The sequence below is a fragment of the Anaerovibrio lipolyticus genome, from assembly GCF_021531495.1.
Classification (GTDB): Bacteria; Bacillota; Negativicutes; order Selenomonadales; family Selenomonadaceae; genus Anaerovibrio.
This window is the reverse complement of sequence record NZ_JADYTY010000002.1, coordinates 39275-51571: the sequence shown is the minus strand read 5'-3', so window position 1 is coordinate 51571 and position 12297 is coordinate 39275. Positions and strand designations below refer to the sequence as shown.

General features: G+C 44.2%; 9 protein-coding genes and 1 other annotated feature. Of the genes, 7 read left to right on the top strand and 2 right to left on the bottom strand.

The window, feature by feature from the left end; all coding sequences use genetic code 11:
• Window positions 1-58: 58 nt before the first annotated feature.
• Window positions 59-829 carry a DeoR/GlpR family DNA-binding transcription regulator gene (locus tag I6E26_RS01820; protein ID WP_235320128.1) on the bottom strand — a complete coding sequence of 257 codons (771 nt, stop codon included), beginning with the start codon at window positions 827-829 and terminating at the stop codon, window positions 59-61.
• 52 nt (window positions 830-881) lie between these two features.
• Window positions 882-2150: a zinc-binding dehydrogenase gene (locus tag I6E26_RS01815; protein WP_235320127.1), complete on the bottom strand. Its 1269-nt coding sequence runs from the start codon at window positions 2148-2150 to the stop codon at window positions 882-884.
• Between the two features lie 651 nt (window positions 2151-2801).
• Here I6E26_RS01815 and glmS point away from each other — a divergent pair.
• From glmS to clpB, 7 genes are all read left to right on the top strand, one after another.
• Window positions 2802-4637 carry a glutamine--fructose-6-phosphate transaminase (isomerizing) gene (gene glmS / locus I6E26_RS01810; protein WP_235320126.1) on the top strand — a complete coding sequence of 612 codons (1836 nt, stop codon included), beginning with the start codon at window positions 2802-2804 and terminating at the stop codon, window positions 4635-4637.
• Between the two features lie 136 nt (window positions 4638-4773).
• Complete coding sequence (locus tag I6E26_RS01805) at window positions 4774-4959, top strand: hypothetical protein (RefSeq protein WP_235320125.1); 186 nt, start codon at window positions 4774-4776, stop codon at window positions 4957-4959.
• 37 nt (window positions 4960-4996) lie between these two features.
• Window positions 4997-5428: a hypothetical protein gene (locus I6E26_RS01800; RefSeq protein WP_235320124.1), complete on the top strand. Its 432-nt coding sequence runs from the start codon at window positions 4997-4999 to the stop codon at window positions 5426-5428.
• A 302-nt stretch (window positions 5429-5730) separates the two neighbouring features.
• A complete protein-coding gene (locus tag I6E26_RS01795; protein WP_235320123.1) occupies window positions 5731-7230 on the top strand; it encodes an IMP dehydrogenase in 1500 nt (499 codons plus the stop codon).
• A 115-nt stretch (window positions 7231-7345) separates the two neighbouring features.
• Complete coding sequence (locus tag I6E26_RS01790) at window positions 7346-8020, top strand: response regulator transcription factor (RefSeq protein WP_235320122.1); 675 nt, start codon at window positions 7346-7348, stop codon at window positions 8018-8020.
• A gap of 16 nt (window positions 8021-8036) precedes the next feature.
• The gene (locus I6E26_RS01785) at window positions 8037-9284 is read left to right on the top strand and encodes a sensor histidine kinase (RefSeq protein WP_235320121.1); all 1248 of its coding nucleotides are present in this window, start codon (window positions 8037-8039) and stop codon (window positions 9282-9284) included.
• Window positions 9285-9407: 123 nt separating this feature from the next.
• Window positions 9408-11981: an ATP-dependent chaperone ClpB gene (clpB, locus tag I6E26_RS01780; RefSeq protein ID WP_235320120.1), complete on the top strand. Its 2574-nt coding sequence runs from the start codon at window positions 9408-9410 to the stop codon at window positions 11979-11981.
• A 57-nt stretch (window positions 11982-12038) separates the two neighbouring features.
• Window positions 12039-12276 (top strand) — a binding site (T-box leader).
• Window positions 12277-12297 lie beyond the last annotated feature (21 nt).

Sequence of the window (12297 nt, the reverse complement as noted above, 5' to 3'; positions counted from 1 at the left end):
TGGCTCCTCCTAAAATATAATTAAAGACGATTACATAGGAAGAACGAAGAAATGGTATTTAGATAACCCTTACATTATGTTGCTGGCAGCAGGTCAAAAAATCCTGGGGCAGCTTGCTGTCAGATACGATAATATCCACATTATCCAGATGGGCAAAGGTAAAGGTGCTGTGCTTTTGCAGCTTGCTGGAGTCCATAAGGAGAATAACCTCCTGAGCATGCTCTATGGCCAGCTGTTTTAGCCGGGCTTCCTCGTCAATACTACAGGTAAAGCCTGTGTCATAGCTAAAGCTGGTAACACCAATAAAGGCCTGCTTAAAGTGAATCCTTTCCAGCTCACTGATGGCTGAAACACCACATACACTATGACTATAACGGTTCAGCACTCCTCCTGGCAGACAGATACGGGGCTTGGCCAGATTGGCCAGCTCAATGGCACAGGTTAGGCCAGAGGTATAAATCAGCCGTGGTTCATCAGGTATGGCTGCTGCCATCATGGTGGCGGTGCTGCCAGAATCCAAAAAGATGGTTTCCTCAGGCTGCAGCAGTTGAATGGCTTTTTGAGCTATAATCTGTTTTTCATCTATATTCAGGATAGATCTCTTGTTGAGAAAATCATCCTTGCTGATAACAGATTGGACAGTGCCCACAGATTTGGCTCCACCGTGAATACGGACAATTGAGCCTGCTTTATCCAGAGCCTTTAAATCAGTGCGGAGAGTCATTTCTGAAACCTGGGGAAAGCTTTCCTTCAAATCCCCAAAGGAAACAGAGCCTCTTTCGTTAATCAATGACACAATAGCATTTCTTCGTAATTCCATTGAATCCATAATACAAAACCTCCCGTAAGGTCAGAAAACCTAGGGGAGGCTTTCTGACATATTATTCTTTTATGAAATTAGCCAGCAGGTATTCCTCAGCCTCTGGGCACCATAGGCCCTTGTTGGCTTCTACAATATCTGCCAAAGCCAGATAACGCTGGTCATTTTTTGCTTCACCCTGAGCCCGCAGGTCAGTGAGTGCTATTAAAGGCATTTCCAGATGGGTGTAAATCAGCTTCTTGCCACCTGGAATCTTTGGCAGGTTCAGAGTGGTTTCTGCTGCAGCATCCAGACCGCCAATGTGGGTTACCATAACAGCAGGATTGATTCTCTTGGCAGCAGTCAGCTCCAGGGATTCAATCATATCAGCGGTATTGCCGCCAGTAGTGCCCATAACATGAGTGGAATTGTAGTGTACATCATAGAAATTCATAGTGGCACTGAATAATTTGTCGGTAGGGCCGGCAAAGAAGTTCAGACAGCCGTCTCTGCCCAGAATACCGCTGGACTGAGTTACAACAGCAGATACTGGTGCATAGCAAAGTACATCGTCATAGCCAGTGCCACCGGAAAGCTCTCTAAGCTCTGCTACAGGATCTGCCATTTTGGCAGTGTTTACAAAGTGCAGTTCAATACCATCTGCCTTAGCGTCCTCTGGTGGGAAGAGATGAGCAGCTCGGTCCAATCTATCTTGATTGATATCAGTAACTACAATCATGGATGGACGCACATCCCGATGGAGGGCATAGGTGAGAGCACCTAATCCCATAGGGCCAGCACCAGCCATAATGGCCAGCTTGCCATCTTTTTTGATACCCATTTCATGAGTGTACACACCCATCTGGGTATGATAAGCTGCGTTGAAAGCACCAATGCTGCAGGACATAGGCTCTGCCAAGGAAGCCTCATAATAAGCTTTGCCCTTGTATTCCAGCAAGCAGCCCAGTTCCATAACCTCTGCTGGGATAATGCAATAGGTGGTGTCGCCACCGAAGAATTCATAGGAATAGCCAGGGCTCCACATGGTTCCCTTGTAGTTCAGAGCTGGCTGCAGGGTAAATTTCATACCTGCCTTGAACTGGTGCTGATGGTTTTTACCCACCTTCACAATATCACCAGCAAATTCATGGCCCATAATAGCAGGATGCTCTGCTACATCCTCATGTACACGCTTGTGTTCAGTGCCCAGAATAGCGCATTTGTAGGTGGACATACAGATGCTATCAGATACCACCTTTACCAGGATTTCATCATCAGTAATCTCAGGCAGTTCAAACTCCTCCAGACGGAGATCGTTAGCACCGTGAAGTCTTACAGCCTTTGCTTTCATAATAAGTTCCTCCTTAATCATAAATGAAAATGACTTTTAGTTCAACAGTTTTTACTTAGCAACGAGATTTTCTGTTGCTTTTCATAAGAAAATAGAATTAGAATTGAGAAAATAACGCTTTTGAAATAACAGTATAAATTGTTGTTTCAAAACTATGGCTATATCATAACAAGTAAAAAGCCTTTTGTCAACTGTTATTTTGAAAATATTTATTTTCGTTTCAAAAATAATTTTGATTTTGCTAGCAAATGCTATTGACTATTGCGCATGAATAAATTAGAATAATGGAGAGTTTTCGGATAAGCTTTGCTTTAGAAAACCATTTCCTGTAGATTATTCTTTCTAGTCCTGGGGAGATTATGTTGACAGGAGAAAAAATATGGTGATTGTCTTTTATATAGAAGTTTTCACAATATTTAGCGCATGAGCCTGATATATGGTCAGGCTGACGAGGAAAGAGGTTGTCGAATTTTCAGCGGATGCCTCTCGGTGGTGCCCCATCGAAAGCCTATGTCAAAGCCACAGGTAACTGATGGTACAAAGCAGATGGCGCGGGTAGACAGGACTTCCGGATAGATTGTTGTAGTAGATGTTAAAGGGACTTTCTATCCTGTGCCAGTATTGTGATACTGGCAGATACGGAGGTATATTATGTGTGGTATTGTTGGTTATGTAGGCGACAAGCAGGCATCAAAGTTTTTGTTGGAAGGTCTGAACAAGCTGGAGTATAGAGGTTATGACTCTGCTGGTATTGCTGTATACAATGATGAAGCTGACAAAATTCGTGTGGAGAAAAGCGTAGGCCGTCTGGCAGAGCTGGAGAAGAAGATTGATGGCAATGTGCCTGTAGGCTGCATGGGTATTGGTCATACCCGTTGGGCAACTCATGGTGCTCCATCTGATTGGAATTCCCATCCTCATACTGATTGTAGTGGGGATTTTGCGGTAGTACACAATGGTATTATTGAGAACTATCTGGTGCTTAAGGAGCAGTTGATTGAGAAAGGCCATGTATTCAAGTCTGAAACTGATACTGAGGTGCTGCCTCATTTGTTGGAAGAGGCTTATGATGGTGATTTCGAGGCTGCTGTTCGCAAGGTTTTGAAGCAGATTGAGGGTTCCTATTCTATCGTTTTCATGTCCAAGCATGATCCTGATACCTTGATTTGCACCAAGCAGGATAATCCGTTGGTTATTGGCTTGGGTGAGGGAGAGAACTTTATTGCCTCCGATATCCCTGCTATTATTGCCCGCACCCGTCGTACATATATTATTAACGATGGTGAAATTGCTGTAGTAAAGAAGGATTCTGTTTGGATTACCAACCGTCGTGGCGAGCCTATTACCAAGAAGGTATTTGAGGTTAATTGGAATGCTGAGGCAGCTGAAAAGGGTGGCTATGAGCACTTCATGTTGAAGGAGATTCACGAGCAGCCAAAGGCTGTAAGAGATACTCTTGCCGGCCGTATTGCCCATGATAATAGTGCTGTAGTGTTGGATGAGCTGAAGTGGACCAAGGAATATGTAAATTCCTTCTCCAGAGTATTTATTATTGCCTGTGGTACTGCTTATCATGCAGGCTTGGTAGGCAAGTATTATATTGAGAATCTGGCTCGTATCCCTGTAGAGGTGGATATTGCTTCTGAGTTCCGCTACAGAAAGCCAATTATTGATGATAGCACTTTGACCATCGTAGTCAGCCAGTCCGGTGAGACTATTGATACCTTGGCTGCCTTGAAGGAAGCAAAGCGTCTGGGCTCCAAGACGATGGCTGTAACCAATGTAGTTGGCTCTTCCATTGCTCGTGAGGCAGATCAGGTGATTTATACCTGTGCAGGCCCTGAGATTGCTGTAGCTTCTACCAAGGCTTATACTACTCAGCTGATTGTTATGTTCCTGCTGGGTGCCTATATGGCTGGCCTCCGGGAGACTGTGGATACTGAGCGTATGACTCAGCTTTTGACTCAGTTGAAGAATATTCCTAGCCAGATTAGCGAGACTCTGGAGGATGTGGAGCCTATTATGGCCTTTGCTCAGCAGTATGGCTATAATAACGACGCCTTCTTCCTGGGACGTGCCTTGGATTATTATGTAGCTTTGGAGGGCTCCTTGAAGCTGAAAGAGGTTTCCTATATTCATGCTGAGGCCTATGCAGCTGGTGAGCTGAAGCACGGTACTTTGGCCTTGATTACCAGTGGTGTGCCTGTTATTGCCCTGGCTACCCAGAAGAGTGTTTATGAAAAGACTCTCAGCAATATCAAGGAAGTAAAGGCTCGTGATGCTGTGGTTATCGGTATTGCTGCTCAGGGTGATACTGAGCTGAAGAAATATACTGACCATGTTATCTATGTGCCAAATACTGATGAACTGATTATTCCATTGCTGACTGTACTGCCATTGCAGCTGTTGGCATATTATACTGCTATTACCCGTGGCTGCGATGTAGACAAGCCACGTAATCTGGCCAAGTCCGTAACTGTAGAGTAATTTGATTTTCTTTTGCCCCTGTGACTCCGCTCACGGGGGCTTTTGATTTTCATAAAAGCAGAAGGTAAAGCTAATTGAAGGAGATATATTCCTGTGTTATAATATACTTAAAGTAAGAATGTATGGAGGGATGAATATGGCAACACAAAGTATTTTTCACAATATTGTTATAGACGATGCTCGTAGGGCAGATTCCTTTGTTCATGCGTTAGAAAGAGCGGAAAAGCTATCTAGTCATATTTCTCGCAAAGTTATTCCTAGTAGGGATTTGCAAAAAAATGAAATAAAGAATTTTTTAGGAGCTGTAAGAAAACATGGCTGAGTATGTTCAGATTAATATATTGGATATGCTGGAAAGTTTGGGAGAGGATGAATGTAGCAAAATCCTCTCCTCTTTTGTATGTCCATTAAATAGTGATGTAGAGAATTTTGCTCGAAATAAGGCCATTCAATTTGCTAAACAGCGTATAGCAATTACCTATCTTGTTTTTGTGCATCAGGAGAATGATGCATATTTGGCAGGGTATTATACCATTGCCAATAAATTTATTTCGGTATTAGGTTCTGTACTTAGTAAAACTATGCAGAAGAAAATAGGTAAGTTTTCTCAATATGATGAGGATTTACAGCGGTATATGATTTCTATGCCATTGATTGCGCAACTGGGGAAGAATTTTGCTGAATATTTGCCAATAAATGTATCAGGTAATGATTTATTGGGTATGGCCTTGGAGAGGGTTAAGGTGTGTGGAACATCTTATTGGAGGAAAAACAGTATATATAGAGTGTAATAATCAGCCCAAGCTCTACGATTTCTATGCAGCAAATGGGTTTATAAGTTTTAATCAACGGTTAAAAGATGTAGGAGAAAATTCAGACAAATCAGATGTACTTGTACAGATGTTAAAATATTTTAATCATTGAGTTATGATGTGAGGATAAAATACATATAAGTAATATCGAAGTTGCTAATGAAAAATGTTTGACAAATTGGCTTCTTTGTACTAACATTAAAACAATATCTTTAGATATGATTCGGTTAGCAAGGCCCCTTGGGCATTCATTTTGATTTTTACAGAAAGTAGGGATTAAGTTGGCATTCTATTTCAGTGAACCATCTCATACCTTTGGCGAGTACCTTCTGGTACCTGGTTATTCTTCTGATCAGTGCATTCCGGCAAATGTTTCCTTGAAGACTCCATTGGTAAAGTTTAAAAAGGGTGAGGAACCAAAGATTTCCATGAACATTCCAATGACCTCCGCCATCATGCAGTCTGTATCTGATGACCGCATGGCAGTAGCATTGGCTCGTGAGGGCGGCGTTTCCTTTATCTATGGTTCCCAGAGTATTGAGGAAGAGGCAGCTATGGTAGCACGGGTAAAGAACTTCAAGTCCGGCTTCGTAGACAGCGATTCCAACATTACTCCTGAAACAACTATTGCTGAGATTTTGGCACTGAAAGAAAAGACTGGCCACTCTACTATGGCTGTAACTGAAGACGGTACTCCTACCGGCAAGCTGTTGGGTATTGTTACCAGCCGTGATTATCGTGTAACTCGTATGAGTCCAGATACTCCAGCCAAGGAATTTATGACTCCATTTGAAAAGCTGGTTTATGCTAGTGCAGATACCACTCTTCCAGAGGCTAACGATATGATTTGGGAAAACAAGCTGAATATGCTGCCATTGGTGGATGAGAATCAGCGTCTTCGTTATATGGTATTCCGCAAGGATTATACCGATAACAAGGAGCATGAGCTGGAGCTGATTGACAGCAACAAGCGTTATATTGTTGGTGCTGGTATTAACACCCGTGACTATGCGGAGCGTGTACCTGCTCTGTTGAAGGCTGGCGCTGATGTGCTGTGCATTGACTCCTCTGAGGGTTTCTCTGAGTGGCAGAGAATTACCTTGAAGTACATCCATGAGAATTTTGGTGAGGATGTAAAGGTTGGTGCTGGTAATGTTGTAGACCGTGAGGGCTTTATGTTCCTGGCCAAGGCTGGCGCTGACTTTATCAAGGTAGGTATTGGCGGCGGCTCTATCTGCATCACTCGTGAGACCAAGGGTATTGGCCGTGGACAGGCTACTGCTCTGATTGATGTATGTGCAGCTCGTGATGAATACTATGAGGCTACTGGTATCTACATTCCTGTATGCTCTGATGGCGGTATAGTTCATGACTATCATATGACCTTGGCATTGGCTATGGGTGCGGACTTCATGATGCTGGGACGTTATTTCTCCCGCTTTGATGAAAGCCCAACTGATGTGGTTAAGATTAACGGCACCTATTACAAGGAGTATTGGGGCGAAGGCTCTAACCGTGCCCGTAACTGGCAGCGTTATGACCTGGGCGGTGCCAAGAAGCTGTCCTTTGAGGAGGGCGTTGACTCCTATGTACCATATGCTGGCAGCTTGAAGGATAATGTGGGCATTACTCTGAGCAAGATTCGTTCCACCATGTGCAACTGCGGTGCTCTCAGCATTCCTGAGCTGCAGAAGAAGGCTCGCCTGACCTTGGTTTCTTCTACCAGTATTGTAGAGGGTGGATCTCATGATGTTGTGCTTCGTGACAGCATAAACCACTAAAATTTGTTTGCTAACAGCTTGGAAGATTTTTTCTTCCAAGCTGTTTTTTTAGTCTTTTTTCATCTATAATGAGTATAATATTAGAAAATTACGCAATTTTAAAGGAGGCCTGGCTATGCGGGTTTTGCTGGCTGAGGATGATCTCAAGTTAGGTAAGCTGATTCAGTACATGCTGGAACAAAATCAGCTTGCTACAGAATGGGTAAAGGATGGGGAGCAGGCATATGATTATGCTTCCTACGATGAATATGATGTGATAATCTTGGACTGGATGATGCCCAAGATGTCCGGTGTGGAGGTATGTAAAAAACTGCGGGCCAATGGCTATCAAAAGGCTATTATGCTTTTGACAGCCAGGGATGCCGTGGAGGATAGGGTTGCCGGGCTGGATGCTGGCGCTGATGACTATCTGGTAAAGCCCTTTGAATTTGATGAGCTTATGGCCAGGTTAAGGGCCTTGGGGCGCCGCAGCAGCCAGAAGATTCAGCTGGATGTTATGGAGCTGGGAGAGTTTTCCTTGGATAGAACCTCTAAAGTTTTGCGCCACAAGGATAGCATTATTCAGCTTTCCCCTAGAGAATTTCAGATTTTTGATTTGCTGGTACAGAATGTGGGGATTGTGGTGCCAAGAGATATTATTTTGGACCGTATCTGGGGACTGGAATCTGAGGTTAGCTCCAACAATATAGACTCCTATGTGAAGCTGCTGCGAAAAAAGCTGGAGGCTGCTGAGGGGAAATTCCTGATTAATACGATAAGGGGTGTTGGCTATAAACTGGAGATTAAATAAATGTAAGCTTACCAACATGTTTTATCAAAGCCGTTGGCGACTGGCAATTCTCTATACCTCCATGATGTTCTGTATTTTTGCGGTGATGATCTTTATGGGCTATAGAGGAATGTTGTGGGCAGTTAGTTCGGAGCAGGCTAGGGAACTATTAGGAGTGGTCAAGGATATAGCTGATGCTGATGCCTTGCTGATGCAAAAGGACGATATGCCAGAAGACTTGGGGTATAGAGAGAGGATGTTTTTCTATGCCTTTGATTTGCATGGGGATTTGCAATATTATTCCAAGGCACCTCAGTGGCTGGAGGATGATGTGTTGGCCCTGATTCAGGACGGCCAGGTGCCATTTTATGATGTGGCCACCTTTGAGCTTAGTGATGATAAGGTAATGATTATCACTGCCTCTTATATCACTTTTAATGATCGAATTATCGGTGTGGTATACCTAGGTAAAGATATTAGTGCACTCTATCGAGGGGCTACCAAATATGCCTATTTTCTTTTAATGTTGGCTCTTGTGGCTCTTATATTGGCGGGTATTTTAGGATATTATTTATCTGGCTGTGTGATACGGCCTATGCAAAATGCTTATGAAAAGCAAAGGCAGTTTACGGCAGATGCCTCCCACGAACTGCGGACACCTCTTAGTGTGATTATGTCCTCGGCGGATTTGTTGTATAATGATCCATCCATAGAGTCCCCGTTCCTAAAGCAGGTTATTGCGGATGTAAAGGATGAGGTTAAGAAAATGAGCAAGCTGGTAGGAGATTTGCTGGTAATTGCTCGCAATGATAACAATGCAGAAAAGCTGAATCTGCAGGATTTTGACCTTAGTGGCTCCTTGCATCAGGTGGTGCGGAATATGCAGCCTGTGGCAGAGAAAAAACATATTGAAATTCAGGATAATGTACCAGAGGGAATTGTCTGTCATGGTGATGAGCAAAAAATCAAGCAGCTGATACTCATTCTGGTGGATAATGCCGTGAAGTATACGCCGGAAAATGGCTGTATCAAGGTTTCCGCTCAGATTTTGAAAAACAAAAAAATCCGTTTCAGTGTAGCAGATAATGGTATCGGCCTTAATGAAGAGGATAAGGCCAAGATATTTGAACGCTTCTACCGGGTAGATAAGGCTCGTTCCAGAGCTATGGGAGGCAGTGGCTTGGGCTTGGCTATCGCCAAGGATATAATAGATGGTCACAAAGGCTTTATTTATGTGGAAAGTCAGCTGGGCAAGGGTACTACCTTTGCTGTAGAATTACCGTGAAAAAGTTAAAAGACAAAAAGTCAAAAACAAATCTTGACTTTTTGTCTTTTTTGTTTATAATAAAAATCAAAAGAATAAAATCATGTTAAATGAAATCATCTCATTGTGAAAGGTGGAGAGATTATGGAACAGGAAAAATATACTCAGAGAGTTTTGAATACATTGCAGGCTGCCCAACAGAATGCGGCTTTGCACTATCATCAGGAAATCACCAGCTTGCATGTGTTGCTGGCCTTGGCTCAGGAACCAGAGGGGCTGCTGGAAACAATCTTCCAGGAAGCTAATGTTGACCTGGGTATGCTGAAGGAAAGAGTGGAGCAGGAGCTGCGGAAGATTCCTAGTGTCAAGGGACAGGATAGATTGTCCATGAGCGTGGAGCTGAGCAGAGTTATTGGTAAATCTGAGCAGCTGGCTAACAGCATGAAGGATGATTATATCAGTACTGAGCATTTGCTGTTGGCTATTGTGGAGGATGGCAGTGACGAGGCTAGAGATATTTGTCGTGCTTTTGGCTTGACCAAGAATGGTATAGCCAACTCCATTAAGAAAAACAGAAAGCAAAATGTAAACTCTGCCAACCCAGAGGATGGCTACAAAGCTCTGGAAAAATACGGCCGTGATTTGACACAGGTGGCTCGTCAGGGCAAGCTGGATCCAGTTATTGGCCGTGATGATGAAATTAGGAGAACCATTGAGATTTTGTCCCGCCGTACCAAAAATAACCCTGTGTTGATTGGTGAGCCAGGTGTTGGTAAAACCGCTATTGTAGAGGGATTGGCTCGGAGAATTGTGGCTGGCGATGTACCTGAGTCTTTGAAGAACAAGACCTTGTTCTCCTTGGATATGGGTGCTTTGGTGGCTGGTGCCAAGTATCGGGGTGAGTTTGAGGAGAGATTGAAATCCGTTCTCAACGAGGTAGTAAAATCTGATGGACAGATTTTGCTGTTTATTGATGAGGTACATACTGTGGTAGGTGCTGGTGCTACTGACGGTGCTATGGATGCCGGCAACCTGCTGAAGCCAATGATGGCTCGTGGTGAGCTGCGCTGTATTGGTGCTACTACTTTGAATGAGTACCGCAAGTACATTGAAAAGGATGCTGCCTTGGAGCGTCGTTTCCAGCCGGTTATGGTTGGTGAACCATCTGTAGAGGATACTATTTCCATTCTCCGTGGCTTGAAGGAGCGTTATGAAGTACATCATGGTGTACGGATTCGTGATGCGGCTCTGGTATCTGCAGCAGTGCTGTCTGACCGATACATTTCTGACCGTTTCCTGCCAGATAAGGCTATTGATTTGGTAGATGAGGCTGCTGCCAAGCTGAGAACTGAAATTGAATCCATGCCTGCACCACTAGATGAGGTGCGCCGTAAGATTCTTCAGCTGGAAATTGAGGAGCAGGCTCTCCAGAAGGAAACTGATGCAGCCGGTCAGGAAAAGCTGGCTAGCATTCGCAAGGAAAAGGAAGGCTTGCAGGCTCAGCAGAAGGAATTGCAAGCTCAGTGGGATTCTGAGAAGCAGGCAATTTTGCGAGTTCGTGGCATCAAGAAGGAAATGGATAATGTTCGCAGTCAGATGGAAAGTGCAGAAAGAGATTACGATCTGAACAAGCTGTCTGAATTGAAATATGGTCGTCTTCCAGAGCTGCAGAAGAAGCTGCAGGCTGAGGAGGAATCCATTGCTGCCAAGGGCGCTGACAGCCAGCTTTTGAAGGAAGAAGTTGGTGAGGAGGATATTGCCAAGGTAGTAAGCCGTTGGACTGGCATTCCTGTTACCAAGATGCTTACCGGTGAAAGGGAGAAGCTGCTTCATTTGGAGGATGTGCTCCATGAGCGGGTAATTGGTCAGGATGAGGCTGTTAAGGTAGTCAGTGAGGCTATTTTGCGAGCTAGAGCAGGTATCAAGGCTCCAGAACGGCCAATTGGTTCCTTTATCTTCCTTGGTCCTACTGGTGTTGGTAAAACTGAGCTGGCCAAGACTCTGGCAGAGGCTCTCTTTGATGATGAACGCAGCATGATTCGTATTGATATGAGTGAGTACATGGAGAAACACTCTGTATCCCGTTTGATTGGTGCGCCTCCGGGATATGTGGGCTATGACGAGGGTGGCCAGCTGACAGAGGCTGTTCGCCGTCATCCATATAGCGTTATTCTGCTGGATGAAATCGAAAAAGCTCATAGAGATGTGTTTAATGTCCTGCTGCAGATACTGGATGATGGTCGTCTTACCGATGGCAAGGGCAGAGTGGTAAACTTCAAGAATACAGTTATTATCATGACCTCTAATCTGGGTTCCCATGAGATTTTGAACAAGGCTCCAGAAGAAGCAGAGAAGGCTGTTAAGGAAATTCTAAAGGAATATTTCCGTCCAGAGTTCTTGAACCGTGTAGATGATATTGTGGTATTCAAGGGCTTGGCCAAGGAGCAGGTAAAGAATATTGCCGCTCTCCTGCTGCAGCAGCTTAATGACCGTCTGGAAAAGCAGATAAAGATGCATCTTACTTGGGACGACAAGGCTTTGAATCTCTTGGCAGAGCAGGGCTTTGATCCAGCCTTTGGTGCCCGTCCACTCCGTCGTCTGTTAAGCCATACTGTAGAAACTGAGCTGAGTAAATCCATTATCAAGGGTGATGTTAGCGAAGGTGATACTGTGGCTATGACAGTGGAAAATGGCCAGCTGGTATTCAACAAAAAATAATTTTTACTTGAAATCAAGCAAATGATTTGATATACTCTTAAATACACAAGTTAATAAGCAAATGCAAAGATGGGGAGTAGTAGTATTGCAGTACCCTTCAGAGAGCTGTCGGTTGGTGCGAGACAGCAGGCAATGCAATGTGAACTGGCCCTGGAGCAGCACCCTGAACCTTTGGTGTAGGCGGTGCCGGGAACTGGCCGTTACAACAGGAGGATATGTCAGTATCCGTAAATGAGTGCACACAGCAATGTGTGAATATGAGTGGTACCACGGAGTTTTAAGCTTCGTCTCTGTAAAAGGAGACGGAGCTTTTTTG

What these genes read in the sequence shown, in the direction of transcription:
- I6E26_RS01820 (WP_235320128.1), bottom strand. Translation starts at nt 829, where the DNA reads ATGGATTCAATGGAATTACGAAGAAATGCTATTGTGTCATTGATTAAC.
- I6E26_RS01815 (WP_235320127.1), bottom strand. Translation starts at nt 2,150, where the DNA reads ATGAAAGCAAAGGCTGTAAGACTTCACGGTGCTAACGATCTCCGTCTG.
- glmS (WP_235320126.1), top strand. Translation starts at nt 2,802, where the DNA reads ATGTGTGGTATTGTTGGTTATGTAGGCGACAAGCAGGCATCAAAGTTT.
- I6E26_RS01805 (WP_235320125.1), top strand. Translation starts at nt 4,774, where the DNA reads ATGGCAACACAAAGTATTTTTCACAATATTGTTATAGACGATGCTCGT.
- I6E26_RS01790 (WP_235320122.1), top strand. Translation starts at nt 7,346, where the DNA reads ATGCGGGTTTTGCTGGCTGAGGATGATCTCAAGTTAGGTAAGCTGATT.
- I6E26_RS01785 (WP_235320121.1), top strand. Translation starts at nt 8,037, where the DNA reads ATGTTTTATCAAAGCCGTTGGCGACTGGCAATTCTCTATACCTCCATG.
- clpB (WP_235320120.1), top strand. Translation starts at nt 9,408, where the DNA reads ATGGAACAGGAAAAATATACTCAGAGAGTTTTGAATACATTGCAGGCT.